Source organism: Vibrio sp. TBV020 (assembly GCF_046056895.1).
GTDB lineage: Bacteria > Pseudomonadota > Gammaproteobacteria > Enterobacterales > Vibrionaceae > Vibrio.
The window spans coordinates 1,553,093-1,574,383 of sequence record NZ_JBEEAQ010000001.1 but is presented as its reverse complement, the minus strand read 5'-3'; the positions used below and the strand labels follow the sequence as shown (position 1 = coordinate 1,574,383).

Here is a 21,291-nt window from a genome sequence, read left to right as displayed (position 1 = left end):
TTGTCTTTGTGCTTAAACCTTAAAGTTCCCTACCAAACCGTCTAGTTGTTTGGATAGATTCATCAAGTGTTCGCTACTTTGATTGAGCTGCTGCGCTACCTGTGCAGTTTCACCAGTGAACTGATTGATTTCTTCAACATTTCGGTTAATTTCACCAACCACACTCGACTGCTCTTCTGTTGCTGTTGCAACTTGGATATTTTGATCACTGATATGCGTAATGTGTTGTTCAATTTGCGATAAAGATAGATTCGCGTTCGAGGCGCTATCCACTACCAAAAGGCTTTGATCACGTCCATTTACCATGGCACTCACTGCGCGGTTAGACTCACCTTGCAATCGGTCGATCACACCTTGAATCTCCTCGGTAGAATCGGCTGAAAGGCTTGCGAGTTTACGTACCTCGTCAGCAACCACCGCAAAACCCCTGCCTTGCTCACCAGCTCGTGCTGCTTCAATCGCAGCATTAAGAGCTAATAGGTTCGTTTGTTCGGAGATACCACGAATGGTTTCAAGAATAGAGCTAATATCATCAACTTGATTGGCTAAAGAAGTAACAACTTCACTTGCTTGCTCTAACTCCTGTTTTAACTCACCAATTTGCTCGCTAGCACTACCCACGACTTGTGAACCCGACTGAGCCTGGCTTGTTGCCTCTTTAGCCACTTCAGCAGCTTGTGCAGCATTGGTTGCAATCTCACTCACCGTTGCACCTAGCTCATGAATGGCCGTTGCCACTTGAGTCGTTCTATCTCGTTGGTTGGTGCAGTGACCTTGGGTTAACCCAGCATGCTCCGAAACTTGTTGAGCTGTTACTGCTAGTTCTTTGGAATTTATCGCGACTTCTTTAATAGATTCATGGACACGGCTTACAAATGCGTTAAAGCTGTTTGCAATTGATGAGAGCTCATCTTTTCCATCTAATTCTAGCCGAGTATCCAACGCCATTTGATCTGCCGCTGTAGAGATTGAGTCTTGCAAGTAAGCAACTCGTTTTTTCAGTGTAACCACAGTCACCACCGCAATTGCGACAGAGACAAACAGTCCGATACCAATGATGAACAACAGTTGCTGCTTACCGCTAACATAGTTTCGATTACTTTCTTCATATTGCTGCTCCGCTTGAACCAGCAAGGTATCTAGGATTTCATTGGCATGATTTTTTAGCACGCCATAAGTTTTTGCATACTTTGTCTTGTAGATCTGACGGGCACTCTCTAAGTCATTATTTTCGAGAACTGCTAGCATAGGCGTAAGCTCTTCTCGAACCATACGTTCGAACTCTTTGAGCAATAAAGATACTTCATGCTTTAATTCCGGTGTTGCCTGAGCTTCGACGGCATATTCAATTGCTTGACGCATTTCGGGGATGTCTTCACCGCGAGTCTCTTTTACACGTGTTAACACCCCTTTTTTGTCACGTAAGGAACTATCTTGCAGGAGCATCATATCGATGCCAACACGCATACGTGGGATTCTAGAAGCAACCTCGGCCATAGAACGCATTGGTGCAGAAGTATTTGAGAAAAGCTTCTCTGATTGTCCTTGAATGTTAGACATACTGTTTATGCCAGTGAAACCCACAATTATCAGAGCTATACAGGGCAATAACACCGCAAAAATCAATCTGCTCTGTAAAGTAAACTTATTCGCAAACATTGTCGTTCCTTCTATCAAATATAAAATTAATCCGTTTTAGTTATACATTTGATAATAAAGAGACACTTAGGTTTGAGACACCTTTCTTAATGCTGTTTATGGCACTAAACGGTGTTAATGATTTTTATGCACAAATCCATCACTTACGGTTCAGTTAAGTGATGGATTGAGTTAGGGAATTACAAATGTGGAAACAGAAAAACGCGGTTGTTGGTTTGCGTGAACTATACATCTATTTTGTCAATCAGTTCAGGAAGAAGAGTAAACAAGTCACCGACCAAACCGTAATCTGCTATTTCAAAAATGGGCGCATCAGGATCACTATTGATCGCCACAATCACTTTCGAGTCTTTCATACCTGCCAAGTGTTGAATCGCACCTGAAATACCTATCGCGATATACAGTTTTGGAGCCACTATTTTACCAGTTTGACCGACCTGTAAATCATTGGTAACAAACCCAGCGTCGACAGCAGCTCGCGATGCGCCAATCGCTCCACCAAGCTTATCCGCTAAAGCTTCGACCATGGAAAAATTCTCTTTACTGCCTACACCACGCCCACCCGAAACAACAACCTCAGCACTAGAAAGTTCAGGACGCTCACATTGAATGCTATCGCGACTAACCAACTGAGTATGCTCACTTGCTAGCTCTATGTGTAAATGCTCGATTTCAGCCCGATTGCTGTTTTCTGAACTCATTTTTTCAAACGCTGTTGTTCGAACGGTTGCCACCTTCACAGAGTCATGACTTTGCACCTTCGCCAGTGCATTGCCCGCATAAATCGGTCGCATTATTGTGTCTGCACTTTCGACTTTAACTATGTCCGACAACATTCCTACGTCTAGCTGGGCTGCGACTCTCGGCATAAGGTCTTTCCCGCCTGTTGTTGCTGACGCAAGGATATGACTATAACCATTCGAACATTGTACAACGACATCTGATAAATTTTCACTCAAACGCTCTTTATAAACAGAGTGGTCCGCCACCAACACTCTATCGACGGAATCACACAGCGTTAACTGCTCCGCTATCGCGCCACAATCACTGCCAATGACCAGTACATCAACCTTGCTATTTTCTAGGTGTGTTTTAAATTGAGCCGCTGCGGTCAATGTAGACAAAGTGGACGTGTTCAATGATTTATTGTCATGCTCGGCAACGACCAGAATATTAGACTCACACATAATCTTCTCCTTAATCGAGCACTTTGGCTTCGTTTTTAAGCTTATCAACCAACTCAGAAACACTGCCGACTATGACGCCTGCATTACGTTGAGGCGGCACAATAACTTCTAACACCGACTGGCTTGGCTTGAACTCGATTGGCAAAGAGTCGGCTTGGACCACTTCAAGTGGCTTACGCTTCGCTTTCATAATGTTTGGTAAGGAAGCATAACGGGGCTCATTCAATCTTAAATCTGTGCTCACCACTGCAGGTAACATTAGTTGCAGTGTTTCTAGCCCTCCATCGACTTCTCGCGTAACGATAAGGTGGTCCGCTTCTAGCTCGACGTTTGATGCGTACGTTGCTTGAGCACACTTCATTAACCCTGCAAGCATTTGTGGCACTTGGTTGTTGTCAGTATCAATAGATTGTTTACCAAGTAAAACCAGCGGAGCCTCTTCTTTTTCAGCTATCCACTTAAGCGTTTTGGCAACAACGAGAGGCTCAGGTTCGACTTCAGTTTTAATGTGAATTGCTCTGTCCGCCCCCAAAGCCAGCGCACTTCGCAACTGTTCCTGATAGGCGTCTAACCCAATTGATGTGACGATAACTTCGCTGACAGCGCCAGACTCTTTCATCCGAATCGCTTCTTCAACGGCAATTTCACAAAAGGGATTGATCGCCATCTTGACGTTATCACTCTCAACACCCGATCCGTCAGACTTAATGCGAACTTTCACATAAGGGTCAATCACACGCTTAATTGCTACCAGAACTTTCATCGTACTCTCCGAAAGACAATCCATTTAGTTTGAGCTTAGTAAAGTTTACGTTTACGTCAACTGTAACTATATTTAGTGATATTAGTCACTCAAATAGGCAAAGAGCGATGGAACGAGAAAGTATGGACTTTGATGTCGTGATTGTTGGTGGAGGACCCGCGGGCCTGAGTGCTGCGTGCAAACTAGCGCAGCTTTCTCAGCAACATGATCTGCCGGTCTCTATTTGTGTTGTCGAGAAAGGACCTGAAATTGGCGCTCATATTTTATCTGGTGCGGTGTTTGAGCCTAAAGCTTTAAATGAACTTTTCCCTGACTGGCAAGCAACGGACGCACCTGTAAAAACATCTGTTTCTAGTGACCAATTGCTTTACCTTACCAGTACGCATAATCACATCAACGTTCCGTCATTTCTTACACCTGCATCCCTACATAACGATTCAAACAATTACATCATCAGCCTAGGCCAGTTGTGTCAATGGCTAGCGCATCAAGCAGAACAACTCGGTGTCGAGATCTTCCCCGGTTTTCCCGCTAGTGAAGTCTGCTATGACGAGTCAGGACAAGTAAGCGGAGTCGTGACTGCAGACATGGGTTTGGACAAGAATGGAGATGCGAAAAGTAGTTTCCAAGCCGGAGTACAACTGAATGCGAAATACACCATATTTGCCGAAGGCGCTCGCGGCCATTTAGGAAAGAGCCTGATTGCCAACTTCAACCTTTGTTCAAATTCCCAACCTCAACATTACGCACTCGGCATTAAGGAAGTTTGGAAAGTCGATGATTCACACCCTTTGTATGCGCAAGGAAGTGTGATGCATACCACCGGTTGGCCATTGAGTGAATCAGATACACATGGAGGCGGCTTCCTCTATCATTTAGAAGATAACCTTATCGCGGTTGGCTTAATCACTGACCTCAATTATCACAACCCTTATCTAAGTCCCTTCGAAGAATTCCAGAGATTTAAACACCACCCAACAATTGCTGCACATCTATCAGGGGCGGAACGTATCGCTTATGGCGCACGAGCTATCGCCAAAGGGGGATTGCTATCACTGCCAAAGCAACAATTCCCAGGCGGGTTATTGATTGGGTGTGATGCGGGAACGCTAAACTCAGCAAAAATTAAAGGCTGCCACACTGCGATGAAATCCGGGCTTCTAGCTGCGGAATCTATATTTAGCGCGCTTAACTTAGGAGAAACAGAACCTGACTATCACTCATTGTTTGAGCAATCATGGCTCTATGAAGAACTAAACCTACACCGAAACTTCACCGGTACGATTCATCGATTAGGTCCAGTCGTCGGCGGCGCACTCACCCTGTTCGAGCAGAATGTATGGCAGCGGTTAAGCGGTGGTAGTTCTTTTTGGAATTTAGGTGACAAGCAAGCGGATTACGTCGCTCTCCATGAGAAGTCACGCTGCACACCCATTGAATACAACAAACCCGACGGGGTATTAAGCTTTGATAAAACCTCTTCAGTATTTTTATCCTCCACTCACCATGGAGAGAACCAACCTTGCCACCTCATTCTCACCGATTCTTCGTTGCCGCTCTCCCACCATATGACGTTGTTCAATGAACCTAGCCAAAGGTACTGCCCTGCGGGGGTTTATGAAGTGATTGAGGTGGATGGAAAAGAGAGGTTTCAGATTAATTCGGCCAATTGTTTACACTGTAAAACTTGTGACATAAAAGATCCGTCTCAGAACATTACTTGGCGTCCCCCTGAAGGTGGTGGTCCCAATTATCAGAATATGTGACTTCGTTTCCGGTCAAAATACCGCCAACCACAGAAGCATCTCTCCTACTCCTTTCAATATCGCCTAGGCTATCCTAGGCGATATTTGCACTTCCCTTGTTATCAAAATGAATATTTAAAAACACTTTATTAACATCTCAAATTAATTGCTGATTTCGTTAAAAAAGAGATTCCAATCACATTTAGATTGGTTATAATTCGCGCCCATTGCGCTTTATGTTGATAAACGCAAACTTAATTTGAGCAAATCGCCTGTTAACCCATCCTCGATTTCGAGGACAAACGAGAAGAAAAATGAGCAAGATTGATAAAGCAATGCGCATCCTGCTAGCTGGATTTAGTATCAACCTTTGTCTTGGCATCCTGTATGCTTGGAGTGTATTCAACAAAGCACTAGTCACTGAGTCTGGTTGGAGCGCTGCTGAAGCGTCAGCACCATACGCAACTGCAACTATCACATTCTCTATCTGTCTTCTTGTTGCGGGTATCCTACAAGACCGTATGGGTCCACGCCTGATTCTTATCCTTGGTACTGTTCTTACAGGTCTAGGTATGATCGCATCTGGCTTCGTTAATTCTCCAATGATGCTAAACATCACTTTCGGTGTTATCACTGGTGCTGGTATCGGTTTTGGTTACGCATGTCTTTCTCCTTCTGCAATGAAATGGTTCCACCCTTCTAAGAAAGGTATGGTTAACGGTCTTATCGCAGCAGGTTTCGGTCTAGCAGCTATCTACCTAGCGCCTCTAACGTCTGCGCTAATCGATGGCATGGGCATCCAAACAAGTTTCATGGTTCTTGGTGTTGGTATTCTTGCAATCGCAGTACCACTAGCAGCAACAATCAACAACCCACCAGCAGGTTACACTCCAGCTGAACCTAAAGTTAAAGCTGGCCAAGCACCTAAAGCAGTTAAGAAGTCTGAAGATCTGACTTGGAAGGCAATGCTTAAGACTCCACAGTTCTACTCACTATGGATCATGTACGCATTCGCAGCTTCTGTTGGTCTAATGATCATCGGTAACATCACGACTATCGCAAGTGTACAGGCAAACCTACCAAACGCGGTTTACCTAGCATCTATCCTTGCAGTATTTAACTCAGGCGGTCGTGTTGCTGCAGGTATGCTTGCTGACAAGATTGGTGGCGTACGAACTCTACTTCTAGCGTTTGTACTTCAGGGCATCAACATGGTTCTGTTCGCAACGTTCAAAACTGAGTTCACGCTAATCATTGGTACAGCAATCGCAGCTATTGGTTACGGTACACTTCTAGCGGTATTCCCAACTCTAACAGCTGAGTTCTACGGTCTTAAGAACTACGGTACTAACTACGGTGTGCTTTACACTGCATGGGGTATTGGTGGTGCAATCGGTGCAGCAGTAGTTGGTTTCTCTATGACTGCTGGCGAAGGTTACGGCCTAGCTTACACAGTATCTGCAGTAATGATGGCTGTGTGTATTGTTCTAGCATTCATTACTAAGCCGCTTTCTGAAGCAAAAGTTGCAGAGCTAAAACGCGCTTAATTGATTGAATTACTATGAGAAAGGCTTAACCTTAGGGTTAGGCCTTTTTTGTATCTACTGTTATGTCTGACCAAATCGAACTCGCTCCAGATTATTACCTCTACAATTTCAAAAAGCTTACGCGGCATACCCTCGATTGGTATCCTGACTTTCTTTACGCAAATGAGCATGAATGGGTAGCGAAGTTTGAGCAACTAGAACACGATTCACAGTGTTTGCTGGTTAGATTGCTTTCGCGTAAAGGCCATTGGTTTCGTTCAGACAAACTGAATTATGTCGAAATACCAAGCTTAAGTAGTGCTCTAGCGCAGCTCGAACAGCACGGTTTCATCGCGATCAATCCACCAATTTCGGCACAAACACTTGGTGATTGCCTGTTAACTAAAGCCGAGTTAGTCACACTCTTTCCTACTACAAATAAATCACTACGCAAAGAACAACTCGTATCTGAGCTCTCTGCTGAGCCCTACTCTAACTTTTCGACACTGACATTCGACATCATTGAGCTGCAAAACCCTCAGGTCATCTCACTATTGCTTGCACTCTTTTTCGCCAATACTCATCAAGATTTAAGTCAGTTCGTACTCGAAGACTTAGGGTTGCACCATTTCGAAAACTACCAACTAAGCAAAACCCGCCGCTTTTTTAATACACGTACCGAAGTCGAACAGCTGTTACAACTGACAGAGATACAAACTAATTACGCGAATGCTAATCGAAAAGGATCAAAAGCCTTGTTCACGCTATTAGACCAACTTCCTAGTGAGGTCGAACATAAGTACATAGAACGTAAAAGACAGCACCTCATCAACGAGCTCGCACGCGATCTAGAAAGATTGGAGTGTTATGAAGACGCTCTCGTTTGGTTTCACAAAACAGCGCTTCCTCCGTCACGAGAAAGGCAAGCTAGAATCTACGACAAGCTGGATGATATAAATAGATTTAGTGACATTGTCACTTGCATGTTAAATCAACCTTATGATGTTTCTGAGTTGGAAGTAGCAAATAAACTCGAGCAACGACTAAAGCGGAAACAGGGTCAACGCGTTCCACGTCATAAGAAACCAACTGTGGCTGAATATCACCTAGAACTCGATCTCTCAGGTCAGAGAGTAGAACTCGCGGTGAAAGAACATTTCGAGCAACTTGGTTATCAAGTTTTCTATTGTGAAAACTTGCTCCTCAATGGGCTATTTGGCCTAGCCTTCTGGGATGCAATTTTTGCCCCGATTGAAGGTGCTTTTATTAATCAATATCAACACCGCCCTCTCGATCTTTATCATTCTGATTTTTCAGAAAAACGTAGCTGCATGATTGCTCGAATATTCGAACAAATTGAGCAGAACGGATTAATGTTTTTACACACCGTTTATGAGCAAAAGTACAATATTGCCAACCCTTTTGTTCATTGGAGCTACTTTACTAAAGAGCTGTTAGACTCTTGTATTAAAACTCTACCCAATACCCTTGTCATTGAGCTGTTTAAGGTGATGCTAAAGGACATAAAGCTATATCGTAACGGCATGCCAGACTTGATGCTATTTAAAGAAGGGAACTATGAGTGGGTTGAAGTCAAAGGCCCGGGCGATAAGCTGCAAGATAACCAGTGGCGTTGGATTAATGAATTTAGAACTCTCAATGTCGACTTCGCTGTTTGTTATGTCAGAAGCTTGGAATTATAAATTCACCTTCTAGATTCGCCAATTTGTAACAAAACACAGCAATTGATTGAAACCGCCAATCCTTTTATTGATAATGACAACCATTATCAATAAAAGGATTTTTCTATGTTGGAAAGTAGCACCCCGTCTGCTTATTTCGAGCACAGAGAAGTGAGTGATGAGAGTGTCGCTTCTAACCCAGCGATCTTATTGGTCGAAGATGACCCTCTTTTGAACCAACAACTCACTGCGCTTCTCCAAACGCAACAATATCAAGTCACTAATCTAGACTGTGGCGCGCTTGCTTTGAGCGCATTAAGTCAGCAACAATTTGACTTAGTGATATTGGATATTAACTTACCTGAAGTCGATGGCTTTGGCCTGCTCAACTACATACGCGCACATTCAAATACACCTGTAGTGATGTTGACTGCCTATGGTGCTGAAGAACACCGTATTAGAGGATTGCGTTACGGGGCTGATGACTATATTAGCAAGCCATGTAATTTTACTGAGGTCAGTTTACGCATTGAAGCTATACTCCGTCGCTCTGGTGTTAATCCATCTGCTAATTCAAACCGTTATCTTGAGTATCAAGAACTTAAACTAGACCGACATGAGTATGAAGTCACTGTTGAAGGCTCAAGCAAAGTCACCTTAACGCCAATCCAATTCAAGCTGCTTTGGACGTTAGTACAGAACTACGGCTCAGTCCAAAGCAAACCTTACCTATATCAAATGGTACTAGAGCGAGAGTTCAGCCCGTATGACCGCAGCTTAGACATGCATTTAAGCCGGATTCGTAAGAGCTTAGTGCAGTTAGGTATGCCCCAAGATCGCATTCAAACAATGCACGGAAAGGGCTATCTAATACGATGAAAAAACTACTCTTTTGGCGTCTATTTGTCGTTTTATCACTTGGCGGCGTGATCTTTTTCTCTTTATTGCACAGTGCTGCGATCCTTTCTAATGAGAAAATGAGCTACATCGACGAAGCCCATCAACAGGAAATTTTAGACTGGGGACAACATGCACAAAATTTACTGTCCGAAGGTAAATTCGACGAGCTTAATCGTTGGGTCAATGCGTTAGCAATCCAAGAAGATACCTGGGCAACCGTCGTACGTTCGCAAATAGACGTTGTTAGTGGAAACCCTCTAAACAAACGTTTCTGGGATGGATATGGCATTGGTCGAAACGTTGAATGGAAGATCCACCTCTATTTTCCTGAAAATCCGATCATGGAAGTGGCGCTTACTCCTTCAAACCATCATTTTTTGATTAAACTTCCGGCTCGCATGCGACCTGGGACGTATATGTCTCATGCTTTTTGGTTTTTTCGTGTGGTCTTGCCATTCATCGCTTTCTTGGCACTGACTATCTATCTTTATCGCTATGTGATGACACCGCTAAATCATATTCATCAAGCCACAAAATCATTACGTAGCGGTAACTACGACGCGAGAATTTCAAACGCTTATAAACTCGGTAACGATGAACTAAGTCAAATCGCAAGAACCTTTGATCAAATGGCAGAGCGCACATCTAACGTGATTGAACATAACCGTAACCTCATCGCGGAGATGTCGCACGAAATCCGTACCCCACTCACCCGTGTCGAGATGGCAATTGATTGCGCAGAAAACCAAATTGACACTCCTACGATGCTCAAACGAATACGTAGCGAGGTGGTTACCATGCGTCAAATGGCTGAAGATACTCTCACACTAGCATGGCTTGAGAATGAGCAACCAAACCTTACCAATGAAGCATTCGACTTAACCGAATTGATTGAAGCGATTGTTGAGGACGCCCAGTTTGAATACCCTGACAAGCTCATTGAACTGAATTTACCTCATCATATTCCACTCACACGGTCGAATCAGCGTGCCTTGGCTCAAGCAATTGAAAACATTGTTCGCAACGGTTTACGTTACACCCCTATAGGTCAAACACTCATAATCCAAGGAACACTATGCGAACAAGGCATCAGCCTTACAATTTCAGATTCTGGGCCAGGAATTGATCCATTGCTCTGTCACAAAATTTTCGAGCCATTTTTCAAAGCCAACAATCAAACCGGTGCTCGAAAAGGGTTTGGTGTCGGCTTAGCACTAGCCAAAAGACACATTGAAGCCGTTGAAGGGTCAATTCAAGCTAAAAATAATCCCGCAAATGGCCTAGATATGAAGATCCAGTTGCCTATCTAGTACATTCGTTCATGGGTGAGATAGCACCTCTCACCCATTCAACTCACCAATAAATTCCATTTGTAACAGTTGTAAAAGTAATTTACTCCACCCGCTAACCGCAGCAAAATCCACCCGATAATAATTCTCATTTACTCATGGAGATTTCGGTAAAATGGATACCGTTTTTAAGCTAAGCCCCATCGCACTTTTTCTAGTTACCCATTCTGTTATAGCTAACCAAGACATAGAGACAATGCAAGTCATTGGTCAACAAATGGTTGGCATCGATACTACGATTACTTCGGATGACCTCGATAAACAACAGGCGCAAGATCTAAATGATATATTCCGCAAGGATGCTGAGGTCAGCGTTGGTGGTTCATCTGGTATCTCGCAAAAAATCTACGTCCGTGGATTAGAAGATACAATGCTTAACATATCTATCGATGGTGCAGAGCAGTCAGGGAGCCTATTCCACCACCAAGGTCGTTTATCCATCGAACCTGAGTTGCTAAAACAGGTTGATGTTAGTGCGGGTGCAGGACGAGCAACCAATGGCCCAGGTGCTCTTGGTGGCGCTATCCAGTTCAAGACTAAAGATGCAGCAGATTTACTTGCGCCTGGAAAACAGTTTGGTGTACAAGTGAAAGGTGGCTATTACACCAACAACAACGGTTACAAGATTTCCACAAGCTTGTATGGTGAAGTAACCGAAGATCTAGGATTACTTGCTTCCTTTGGCTATGTTGACAGCAACAATATAGAAGATGGCCGTGGTGAAGAACAACCTTATACCGCTAACGAACAATCAGTAGCTCTTTTAAAGTTATCAGGCCAGCTCAACGAAAAGCATTACGTATCGCTCAGTTACGATTATCGAGATGACGACAACACCCGTTTAAACCGCCCTCATTTTCAACCTAGCTTTAAGAATGAAGCGCTTCAACAAGAAGCCGACCGTCATACTATCACCGCTAACCATTCATTTACGTCTAGTGACGTAATCAACATTGATTCCACGCTTTACTCAACTGCAAATCGTATCGCTCATAAAGATCACCCACGCTGGGGAACTAGTGATGGCACGATAGATACGGTTGGTGCAAAAATATTTAACACTTCTACGTTGGGCGCGCATACCTTAATGGTTGGTGCTGATTACAAAAAAGATCAATCTGAATTCGAAACGAACTATTCTGGAAAACAAATCGCTAAAGAAGATGGCACGGTTTATGGCCTGTTTGTTCAAGATGACTGGCGACTTACTGAAAAACTATTGCTAAGTGCTGGTGCCCGATACGATTGGTATGAACTAAAAGACAATATCAACCAAGAGTTTGATTCCAGCGGCTTTAGTCCAAACATTGCAATCAATTATCGAGTGCTATCTGGCCTAGATGTATTCGCTAGTTATGCTGAAGCGTTCCGTGGCCAGCAAATCAAAGAACTGTTCATAATCGATTATGCAGAGAACGCTCCCGATAGAGGACCAGAGCGTGCCAAAAATACTGAGATAGGCGCTAAGTACACCAACGAAAACCTCTCCGCTGGTGTCACTTTGTTCAATAGTAAAATTGAGGATGTAGTGGACAACGACGGTACTGCCTACACCAATATTGGTGAGTTAATTACTAAAGGTTTGACCGCTTACGTCGGCTATTCTCTAGAAAATATTCATACCCGACTAAGCTACAACCAATCTCGTCCTGAACTAAACGGAGTTCCATTAAGCGACGACAATATGAATCTAGGTACTTCTATTGGGGATACATGGGTTCTTGATGTGAATTACATTGCGAATGATGAATTAGAACTGGGTTGGAATGCGCGCTTTGTTGAACGTCTGACCGATGTCGCTGATCCGACCGTCCACCCTGAAAAACCTGGCTATGGCGTGCACGATCTTTACGCCCAGTGGATACCTCTTACCGAGCAAGACCTAAAACTAACGGTTTCTGTTAAAAACGTATTCGATAAGTACTACTTCGATCATGCTACCTATATGGAATACATCGGTAGCCCAGTTGCGAAAGGCTATGCTAGCGCAGGTCGAGACTTCCGCTTCAACGTTAGCTATGCATTTTAATAGGAATCCTCATGTTTACCATTAAACAAAAGATTATCGCATTTTGGCTGATCGTAATGAGTTGTTCAATCAGCGCCAAAACCATCGACGTCGAGCACCCAATGGGCAGCACTACGCTTGAAACTAAGCCTGAGCGAGTCATCGTTCTAGGAATGGATACTCTCGATGTACTCGATAGCTTGAACATTGAACCTATCGGCGTTGTTAAAGCGCCAATGCCAAAATATTTAAACAAGTATCAAGATGACAAATACCCAGCTGTTGGCTCTTTGTTCGAACCTGATTTTGAGACAATTTTCACTCTCAAACCAGATTTAATCATTGCGAGCAATCGCAGCTCAGAGTCCTATCAAGAACTGTCAAAAATAGCCCCTACGGTTGTATTTATGGCGGACTCAAATGATTACTGGAATACGACCCAAAATGCTTGGCGAATGATTGGAGAGATTTTTGAGAAACAAGCGCATGTCGAGAAAGTCATTGAGCATAAGCAAAAGCAAATCAATGCAATTCAAGATGTTGCCTCATCAAATTCGACTGAGGTTATGCTTGTCATGACCAATGGCGGTAAGCTAGCGACATTTGGGTCAAACTCTCGCTACAGCGCAATCTATAGTTTGTTCGGCTTTAATGAGGCAGTAGCAAACGACGCGGACAAGAATCATGGCGACCTTATTAGTTACGAATATATTGCCAAAGCAAATCCAGAACATTTGTTAATACTCGATCGTGATCAAGCCATTGGCCGTCCATCAGGTGAAGCATTTAAAAAATTGGATAATCCACTAATTGCTAAAACAAAGGCAGCAAAGAGTGGCGATATCTATTACCTAAATCCGCATGCTTGGTATATTTCTGCGAGCGGTATTAAGGCGACTCAATTTATGATCGATGATATGAAACAGGTCATAAAGTAACACTAATCCAACCTAGGTGATTCATTGCTTACTATTGGTTCAGTCACAATGATTCACTTAGGTTGCCCTTAAACTTTCACTTAGAAAGATGGTATTTCTTAGAACGACTGATAAACCGGTTTGGGTCGACAAAATTATGAAATGCAGGATGTTCAGTGGTGTAACCTGTCATCCAGTTTTCTCTGCCAGAGCTTGGATAGTCTTCTGGATTGCCTAATCGCATTGAGAAGTGAAGATGAGGAATATCCCCTATACCGTATCCTTCATTAGTGTCTGCAATATACCCTATCAATTCTCCCTTTCTCACCTCCACTCCTTGCTCAATCAACCAACGCTTGGCTGAAACATGGCCATAGAGGGAATAAAGTCCCGCGTGTTCGTGGTTAACAATAACCAGCCCACCATAAGCTTCTTGATGGCCAGAGAAATAAACCATACCGTCAGCGACTGCATACACTGGGTCTCCGGGTTGAGCATAATAGTCAGCCGCAGAATGATACAAATTCGCGAAGCGTTTCACTTTGCCAAACTCTGCGTAGTCTTGAATCATGCCTGCTTTGGTCATTGGCATCCCAAACGCTTCTCTGGTTTGGCTAAGAGCATTGGATATATCAGGTTCCATCGATGCTTCTTGCTCAGCTATCTCTTGTTTTTCAACCATAGAGTTCCATTTCGCGCCACCAAATGTTGCAATCAGCACTACGACAAAACCACCCACTTTCCACTTTGTTCGCATAATCCACTACCTCTATTTGCACAGCTTCAACATTACGATGTTGATTGCATATATCAACAGCTTACTTTCGATTGTGCGAGTAAGGCGAGCACTTAAGACTAATTAATGAATGGTGTTTTATTTGTGAAACGACTATTCTTTTGAGGCGACATAGAATCAATAAATAGAGCCATTATAGTTATGAATTTACGTACCTTTTTGATGCTGGCCGTGGTGACCCTTTTTGCAGGGTGTGCAACCTATGCAGGTTTAAATTACGACCAACTCTTCGGACAAGAGCAAGTTCGAGAACGCAGAGCCGACATTTCGAGTCCACAAAGCGACTTTTTCCTAACAGATGTAAAACCTATTATTGATAACCGCTGTGTGGTTTGCCACGCCTGTTATGATGCACCTTGTCAGCTAAAAATGTCCTCTGTCGAGGGTATTGACCGTGGTTCAAGCAAAGAATTGGTCTATCAAGGAACGCGTTTGACTGCTGCAACACCAAGTCGTTTATTTGAAGACGCCGAAACAACTGAGCAATGGAGAGAACTTGGCTTTCATCCAATCCTAAACGAGCGCATTCAAAACCCAACTGCCAATATGCAGGCGGGCCTGATTTCTCGTATGCTTCAGCAAAAAGCAGCGCATCCACTTCCTGATCAAACACAGTTAGAAGGTTTTGATTTTGCCGTCGATCGTACTCAGGTTTGCCCTACGATTGAAGAATATGATCAATACGCACAAGACTATCCTACGTGGGGGATGCCTTATGGGATGCCTAACCTCGATAGTCACGAGTACGCGACACTAATGGATTGGCTCCAAAACGGCGCTATTATGAATGAGCAAATACCATTAACAAAGGAACAGCAAGAGTTAGTCACGCAATACGAAACTGTGTTGAACAAAGGGTCGAGAAAAGTCCAGCTAACAGCGCGATACATCTACGAGCACCTTTTCCTATCGCACCTTTATTTCTCTGATTTGAACGAAGCGAATCCACGCTTTTTCACATTGGTTCGTTCTAGTACCCCGCCAGGTGAACCAGTAAAACGTATTTCGACTCGTCGTCCATACGATCACCCTGGTGTCGACCGTGTTTACTACCGACTCATTCCAGAGCAAGGAACCATTGTCGACAAGACTCACATGCCGTTTGCGTTGAACCATGAAAGACTGACAAATTGGAAGGAATGGTTCATTGATGCTGATTATAACGTAGCTAAGCTTCCAAGTTACGAGCCAGAAATTGCAGCTAACCCAATGACTGCTTTCATTGAACTGCCCGTAAACGCGCGCTTCAAGTTCATGTTGGATAATGCTCAAAATACAATTAATGCTTTCATTAAAGGTCCAGTTTGTCGCGGTCAATTAGCACTGAACGTTATTAACGATCGTTTCTGGGTATTCTTTGTTGATCCAGATAAAGCTGACCTTCCAGAAATTAACGAGTTTTATCGTTCACAAGCTGACAATCTTAAGCTGCCAGGGGAGCTAGAGAGCAATACTCTACCCGTCACCAACTGGGTGAGTTATTCACGTCAGCAAGCGCGCTACCTTGAAGCTAAGTCCGACTTCATCAACAAGTGGTTCGAAGGCGGTAAGTTCCTAACTACGGATGTGCTTTGGACTGGCCATGGCACAAACCCTAACGCCGCCCTTACCGTGTTTAGACACTTTGATAGTGCATCAGTGGTGCAAGGTATGGTTGGCACTCCACCAAAAACTGCATGGATTCTTGATTATGCTCTGATTGAGCGTATTCACTATCTCTTAGTCGCAGGGTTTGATGTTTATGGTAACTTTGGTCACCAATTGATCACTCGAATGTTCATGGATTTCTTACGTCTAGAAGGTGAAAGTAACTTCGTTGCATTACTTCCAAGAGATGTACGTCACGAAGAACAGTCTAGTTGGTATCAAAACCAAAGCCGCCAGATGAGTGATTTCTTACAACGTAATGTTAAGCCTTTCGATCAGCCAACTCAGGTACCATACCAAACGGATGATCCAAAAGCAGAGCTTTACGACATCATCAAAACTCAAATGAGCCCTATCTTGAACAACCGCTACAAAATAGAGCAAACAGGCTTTTCTCAGGCTAATGAATCACTACTGCGCAGCATTGATAGCATCAAGGGCGAAGGACTTGTCTATGTCCCACAGATTGTGATGATGATGATTAAGTCCGAGCAAGGCGAAGATCAACTTTTCACTCTTCTTCACAACAACGCTCACACCAACATTTCGAGCCTATTTGACGAAGAGAGCAATCGTGATGTGAAAAATGATGACCTGACGTTGGTTCGTGGAGTGATCGGTAGCTACCCAGCAGCGTACCTATCTCTGAGCGAGCAAGAAATTCCAAAACTAGTCGACATGCTGAAAAATATTAAGACAGAAGAAGACTACGTTAAGCTTTTGGATACATTCGCAATTCGTCGAAGCTCGGATGAGTTTTGGCCTTTCAGTGACAGAGTTCATGCGTGGTACAAAGAGAATCAGCCTATCGAATTTGGACTTCTAGACTACAATAGATTTGAGAATAGATAGTGCTGTAACAGCGTATGTAGCAGATAGGGAGGAGACTATGGGTATTGATGATAGCATCAGAGCACTTGAACAACAGATTTACGTCGCTTGTTCTGAAGGTGATTACGACACTGTCCAAATGCTAGAGCACCAACTGGATAGTTTGCGAAGTAAAGCCGCCCACCCTTTTGATGATGACCCATACGCACCAGAGGGAAAGCTATTTCCTGAAGACGATTGGTTCTAATACCGCCTAAATATCAACAAAAGTGTCCTTCTCTGGGCACTTTTTTTATTGATACTCTTCTGACTGCTATGTGCGTTTAGTTGGAAACAGCGCACGATTCTTTTGATTTGGATCAGGTGTACAACGTATAATCCCCCACAGAGACATACAACTGGCTCAGTCCGCTTTACAAAGATAATTTTGCCGATATTATCTCCACGCAAACGATTGCTTAACTTTTTAACCTGTCCACTCCGAGGGTTTTATGCTGTCTGATATTGATATCTGTCGAAATACTCCACTTGCTTCTATCACTGAGGTTGCCACACAAGCTGGCCTGCTCGAAGGAGAATATGCCAGCCAAGGTAAATACAAAGCAAAAGTTTCTCTAGACAGCCTTAAGCGTCTAAGCCAGTGTGATACCGGTAAATTGATCCTAGTGACAGCAATTACCCCAACACCATTGGGCGAAGGTAAGACTGTAACGACCATTGGCCTTGCTCAAGGTATCTCGAAGCTCAATCGTTCAGTAACGGCTTGTATTCGTCAGCCTTCAATGGGACCGGTTTTCGGTGTCAAAGGTGGTGCAGCTGGCGGTGGCTATTCACAAGTCGCTCCCATGGAAGAACTAAACTTACATTTAACGGGCGATATACATGCTGTAACCGCTGCGCATAACCTTGCAGCTGCTGCAATCGACGCTCGTATCTATCACGAACAACGCAACGGTTATGACGACTTTGAAACTCGCAGTGGCTTAAACGCCCTCCGTATTGACCCACAACGCGTAGTTTGGAAACGCGTCATGGACCATAATGACCGGGCTTTACGAATGGTCACGGTAGGTCGAAATGAACCGGGTAAAGTCATCAACGGATATGAACGAGAAGATGGCTTCGATATTTCGGCTGCATCTGAGTTAATGGCCATTCTTGCTCTTGCAACGGATTTACGAGATCTAAGAAAACGTATTGGCAGAATCGTGGTTGCTTATGACCTTGATGGGAAACCAGTAACCGCCGAAGATCTTCAGGTTGCGGGGGCGATGGCCGTCAGTATGAAAGAAGCGATTGAACCAACGTTAATGCAAACACTTGAGGGAGTCCCTACTCTCATACATGCAGGACCGTTTGCAAATATTGCCCACGGTAACTCTTCCATTATTGCTGACAACATTGCAACAAAACTCAGTGAATTTACCGTGACTGAAGGTGGTTTTGGCTCTGACATGGGCTTTGAAAAAGCATGCAATATTAAAGCTCAAGTGTCAGGTAAAGCGCCAGATTGTGCGGTTATTGTGGCAACTTTACGTGGGCTGAAAGCTAACTCTGGCTTGTATGATCTTAAACCTGGTCAACCTATTCCAGATTCGCTGTTCGAAGATGATGCGAACGCGCTTGCCGCTGGTTTCGAAAACCTTAAATGGCATATCAATAACGTCAACAAGTATGGTGTACCAGCTGTGGTTGCAATCAACCGATTCCCACAAGACAGTGACGCTGAGCTATACGCTCTCAAAGAGATGGTTGAGTCACTACCGAATAACGTAGAAGTCGCCATTAGTGAAGGATTTGTGAAAGGTGGTGAAGGAACGGTAGTGCTCGCAGAAAAAGTGCTTGGTCAATGCGCAAAGGGCTCTAACTTTACGCCACTATACAAATTTGAACAAAGCACTGAAGAGAAACTGATGGCCGTGGCTGAAGCTGGTTACGGCGCAGCAAGTATTACGCTTAGTGACACAGCAAAACAACAGCTCAAAGAACTCAAAGCGAACGGCTTTGACAAACTGGCTGTATGTTTAGCCAAAACGCCTTTGTCGATTTCTACGGATGGCAGTATCAAAGGCGCACCAAGCGGTTTTGACGTGTCCATTCGAGAGTTAAAACTGTGCGCGGGTGCTGGCTTTATTTATGCTCTATGTGGCAATGTGATGACTATGCCGGGACTCCCAGATAAGCCCGCATTCATGAACTTAGACCTAGATGATAACGGAAACATCATTGGTTTGAGCTAACCCTCACTTCACTTACTGCTCCCCCTTTAAGAGGCTTAACTTGTCAGGTTAGGCCTCTTTTGTATACGCACGATCGACAAGCCATGAACTTCCCCCCAAGATCATGTACCATTAAGCTAATACCCTCTCAGAACTGGATTTTTCATGGAAGCAGAGCTACTGGAAATAAAGAATTTCCTTTCCCAACACCCTCCATTCGATGAACTCGAAGATGATGTTCTTAATTACGTTACTAAGCACGTAGAAATCTCCTACTACCGTGAAGAGACACCCGTTATACACTTTGGCGATGAGATCCACGACTTGTACATGGTGAGAAGTGGCATTATCGAAGTTTATCGACGCAAAGGCGAGCTATACAATCGCCTTGATGAAGGTGCGCTATTTGGCCAAATGGGTTTACTGACCAACAACAAAGTTCGCTTCCCTGCAAAAGCAATGAAAGATAGCTTGCTTTACTGTATTCCAGAGGTTGTTTTCCAAGAGCTTTACGAAAACCATGAAGCTTTCGCCGACTTTGTCGAGGTAGAAGATAACGCTCGTTTGCGTCAAACCGTATCGAACAGTAATGAACAGAACGACCTAACCACATCTAAAGTTCGCACTCTGTTAACCACAGAAGCGCCGTCGATACCAAAAACAGAATCCATTCAAAATGCCGCAATCAAGATGGCGGAAGAGAACGTCTCCTCTTTGTTGATTATTGACCCTGAAGTGGCAGAAGACGATGAAGATGATAACAACCCGCTCGTAGGGATCATTACCGACCGCGATTTATGTACACGAGTTCTAGCTCAAGGGCTCGATCCTAATGATGACGTTTCAAGTGTCATGACCACTGAAGTTATCTCGCTCGATCATAACGCTTACGTTTATGAAGCAATGCTGACTATGCTGCGTTACAACGTGCATCACCTGCCTGTTTTAAAAGATAAACAGCCTATTGGAATTATCGAAGCGACAGATATCGTCCGCTACGAATCACAGAACTCTCTTCTTCTTGTGAGCAGTATATTCCAGCAGCAATCGGTTGAAGAACTCGCCGCGTTATCTGAGCAAGTAAAAGACAGCTTTGTACGCTTAGTAAACGAAGATGCCAATTCACACATGGTTGGCAGCGCGATGTCTGTAATTGGTCGCAGTTTCAAACAACGTATTATAGAACTCGCTGAAGAGGAACTCGGGGAGCCACCCGTTCCGTACTGCTTTGTAGCACTTGGTTCTATGGGACGTGACGAACAATTGCTTGTTACAGACCAGGATAATGCGATTATCTTAGACAACACTTTTGTTAAAGAGGAACACGACGCTTACTTTGTCGAGCTCTCTAAACGAGTCTGCGATGGCTTAGATAAGTGTGGTTACAGCTATTGTACCGGCGATATCATGGCAACTAACCCTGAGTGGCGAATGACACGCACCGAATGGGAAGAGTGTTTCGCCGACTGGATTGATAATCCAAATCCAAAAGCACTACTGAATGCTTCCATCTTCTTTGATTTAGATGGTGTTTTCGGCCGCTTAAAATGGGCTGAGCAACTCAACGGCTTTATTGTCCGCCGCGCACGTAAAAACAACCGTTTCTTAGCGTGTTTAGCTCGAAACGCAATGAACCGAACTCCTCCACTTGGTTTCTTTAAAGACTTTGTGATGGAAAAAGATGGCCAACATAAGAACTCCATCAACCTCAAACGACGTGGAACAGCACCTCTTGCCGACTTGATTCGTGTCCATGCACTCGCCGTCGGCTCTCGTTCGAAAAACTCATTTGAGCGACTCGACGATATTCAAGAGGCAGGTATTTTGCCTAAAGGCAAAGCGCGCGACCTTAGTGACGCTCTAGAGTTTATTTCAATGGTTCGAATTAGGCACCAAGCCCTTGATGTTGAAAATGAAATCGAGCCCGATAACAACATTGAGCCAGAAAACCTGTCAGATTTCGAAAGACGTAACCTCAAGGATGCGTTTCAGGCTTTAAGCAACGCTCAGAACTTTTTGAAATTCCGTTACCAAGCTAGCAACAACTTTAAGTGAGGCAGAG

General features: G+C 44.0%; 15 protein-coding genes. 11 read left to right on the top strand and 4 right to left on the bottom strand.

Going from position 1 to position 21,291, the window contains the following annotated elements; all coding sequences use genetic code 11:
* Positions 1-12: 12 nt before the first annotated feature.
* The 3 genes from AAFX28_RS06865 to AAFX28_RS06855 all read right to left on the bottom strand — a co-directional run bounded on the left by AAFX28_RS06865 (position 13) and on the right by AAFX28_RS06855 (position 3,609).
* The gene (locus AAFX28_RS06865; RefSeq protein WP_408686717.1) at positions 13-1,659 is read right to left on the bottom strand and encodes a methyl-accepting chemotaxis protein; all 1,647 of its coding nucleotides are present in this window, start codon (positions 1,657-1,659) and stop codon (positions 13-15) included.
* A gap of 224 nt (positions 1,660-1,883) precedes the next feature.
* The gene (locus AAFX28_RS06860) at positions 1,884-2,846 is read right to left on the bottom strand and encodes an electron transfer flavoprotein subunit alpha/FixB family protein (protein WP_408686716.1); all 963 of its coding nucleotides are present in this window, start codon (positions 2,844-2,846) and stop codon (positions 1,884-1,886) included.
* Between the two features lie 10 nt (positions 2,847-2,856).
* Positions 2,857-3,609 carry an electron transfer flavoprotein subunit beta/FixA family protein gene (locus AAFX28_RS06855; RefSeq protein WP_408686715.1) on the bottom strand — a complete coding sequence of 251 codons (753 nt, stop codon included), beginning with the start codon at positions 3,607-3,609 and terminating at the stop codon, positions 2,857-2,859.
* A 107-nt stretch (positions 3,610-3,716) separates the two neighbouring features.
* Here AAFX28_RS06855 and AAFX28_RS06850 point away from each other — a divergent pair, with 107 nt between their 5' ends.
* The 7 genes from AAFX28_RS06850 (at position 3,717) to AAFX28_RS06820 (ending at position 13,757) form a co-directional block, all read left to right on the top strand.
* Entirely contained in the window at positions 3,717-5,375 is a 1,659-nt protein-coding gene (locus AAFX28_RS06850) for a 4Fe-4S dicluster domain-containing protein (RefSeq protein ID WP_408686714.1), read from the top strand.
* Positions 5,376-5,668: 293 nt separating this feature from the next.
* Positions 5,669-6,901, top strand: coding sequence for an OFA family MFS transporter (locus AAFX28_RS06845; protein ID WP_408686713.1), 1,233 nt, complete (start codon positions 5,669-5,671; stop codon positions 6,899-6,901).
* 62 nt (positions 6,902-6,963) lie between these two features.
* Positions 6,964-8,583 carry a VRR-NUC domain-containing protein gene (locus AAFX28_RS06840; RefSeq protein ID WP_408686712.1) on the top strand — a complete coding sequence of 540 codons (1,620 nt, stop codon included), beginning with the start codon at positions 6,964-6,966 and terminating at the stop codon, positions 8,581-8,583.
* 108 nt (positions 8,584-8,691) lie between these two features.
* Positions 8,692-9,441 (top strand): response regulator transcription factor, encoded by a 750-nt coding sequence (locus AAFX28_RS06835; RefSeq protein ID WP_408686832.1) that lies wholly within the window; start codon positions 8,692-8,694, stop codon positions 9,439-9,441.
* Positions 9,438-10,772: a histidine kinase sensor domain-containing protein gene (locus tag AAFX28_RS06830; protein WP_408686711.1), complete on the top strand. Its 1,335-nt coding sequence runs from the start codon at positions 9,438-9,440 to the stop codon at positions 10,770-10,772. Before AAFX28_RS06835 ends, AAFX28_RS06830 begins: the two co-directional genes overlap by 4 nt.
* Before the next feature lie 154 nt (positions 10,773-10,926).
* A complete protein-coding gene (locus tag AAFX28_RS06825) occupies positions 10,927-12,840 on the top strand; it encodes a TonB-dependent receptor domain-containing protein (RefSeq protein WP_408686710.1) in 1,914 nt (637 codons plus the stop codon).
* Between the two features lie 11 nt (positions 12,841-12,851).
* Positions 12,852-13,757, top strand: a complete 906-nt coding sequence (locus AAFX28_RS06820; RefSeq protein WP_408686709.1) for a siderophore ABC transporter substrate-binding protein — start codon at positions 12,852-12,854, stop codon at positions 13,755-13,757.
* A gap of 76 nt (positions 13,758-13,833) precedes the next feature.
* Here the strand turns inward: AAFX28_RS06820 and AAFX28_RS06815 are convergent, their stop codons facing one another.
* Complete coding sequence (locus AAFX28_RS06815; protein WP_408686708.1) at positions 13,834-14,493, bottom strand: M23 family metallopeptidase; 660 nt, start codon at positions 14,491-14,493, stop codon at positions 13,834-13,836.
* Between the two features lie 180 nt (positions 14,494-14,673).
* Between AAFX28_RS06815 and AAFX28_RS06810 the strand changes: the two genes are divergently transcribed.
* From AAFX28_RS06810 to AAFX28_RS06795, 4 genes are all read left to right on the top strand, one after another.
* A complete protein-coding gene (locus AAFX28_RS06810; protein WP_408686707.1) occupies positions 14,674-17,031 on the top strand; it encodes a fatty acid cis/trans isomerase in 2,358 nt (785 codons plus the stop codon).
* A gap of 37 nt (positions 17,032-17,068) precedes the next feature.
* Positions 17,069-17,257 (top strand): hypothetical protein, encoded by a 189-nt coding sequence (locus AAFX28_RS06805; protein WP_408686706.1) that lies wholly within the window; start codon positions 17,069-17,071, stop codon positions 17,255-17,257.
* 244 nt (positions 17,258-17,501) lie between these two features.
* Complete coding sequence (locus tag AAFX28_RS06800) at positions 17,502-19,250, top strand: formate--tetrahydrofolate ligase (protein ID WP_408686705.1); 1,749 nt, start codon at positions 17,502-17,504, stop codon at positions 19,248-19,250.
* Positions 19,251-19,394: 144 nt separating this feature from the next.
* Positions 19,395-21,284, top strand: coding sequence for a DUF294 nucleotidyltransferase-like domain-containing protein (locus AAFX28_RS06795; protein WP_408686704.1), 1,890 nt, complete (start codon positions 19,395-19,397; stop codon positions 21,282-21,284).
* The last annotated feature ends 7 nt before the right edge of the window (positions 21,285-21,291 follow it).

What these genes read in the sequence shown, in the direction of transcription:
- AAFX28_RS06855 (WP_408686715.1), bottom strand. Translation starts at nt 3,609, where the DNA reads ATGAAAGTTCTGGTAGCAATTAAGCGTGTGATTGACCCTTATGTGAAA.
- AAFX28_RS06860 (WP_408686716.1), bottom strand. Translation starts at nt 2,846, where the DNA reads ATGTGTGAGTCTAATATTCTGGTCGTTGCCGAGCATGACAATAAATCA.
- AAFX28_RS06810 (WP_408686707.1), top strand. Translation starts at nt 14,674, where the DNA reads ATGAATTTACGTACCTTTTTGATGCTGGCCGTGGTGACCCTTTTTGCA.
- AAFX28_RS06850 (WP_408686714.1), top strand. Translation starts at nt 3,717, where the DNA reads ATGGAACGAGAAAGTATGGACTTTGATGTCGTGATTGTTGGTGGAGGA.
- AAFX28_RS06815 (WP_408686708.1), bottom strand. Translation starts at nt 14,493, where the DNA reads ATGCGAACAAAGTGGAAAGTGGGTGGTTTTGTCGTAGTGCTGATTGCA.
- AAFX28_RS06840 (WP_408686712.1), top strand. Translation starts at nt 6,964, where the DNA reads ATGTCTGACCAAATCGAACTCGCTCCAGATTATTACCTCTACAATTTC.
- AAFX28_RS06800 (WP_408686705.1), top strand. Translation starts at nt 17,502, where the DNA reads ATGCTGTCTGATATTGATATCTGTCGAAATACTCCACTTGCTTCTATC.
- AAFX28_RS06805 (WP_408686706.1), top strand. Translation starts at nt 17,069, where the DNA reads ATGGGTATTGATGATAGCATCAGAGCACTTGAACAACAGATTTACGTC.
- AAFX28_RS06845 (WP_408686713.1), top strand. Translation starts at nt 5,669, where the DNA reads ATGAGCAAGATTGATAAAGCAATGCGCATCCTGCTAGCTGGATTTAGT.
- AAFX28_RS06865 (WP_408686717.1), bottom strand. Translation starts at nt 1,659, where the DNA reads ATGTTTGCGAATAAGTTTACTTTACAGAGCAGATTGATTTTTGCGGTG.
- AAFX28_RS06830 (WP_408686711.1), top strand. Translation starts at nt 9,438, where the DNA reads ATGAAAAAACTACTCTTTTGGCGTCTATTTGTCGTTTTATCACTTGGC.
- AAFX28_RS06825 (WP_408686710.1), top strand. Translation starts at nt 10,927, where the DNA reads ATGGATACCGTTTTTAAGCTAAGCCCCATCGCACTTTTTCTAGTTACC.
- AAFX28_RS06795 (WP_408686704.1), top strand. Translation starts at nt 19,395, where the DNA reads ATGGAAGCAGAGCTACTGGAAATAAAGAATTTCCTTTCCCAACACCCT.
- AAFX28_RS06820 (WP_408686709.1), top strand. Translation starts at nt 12,852, where the DNA reads ATGTTTACCATTAAACAAAAGATTATCGCATTTTGGCTGATCGTAATG.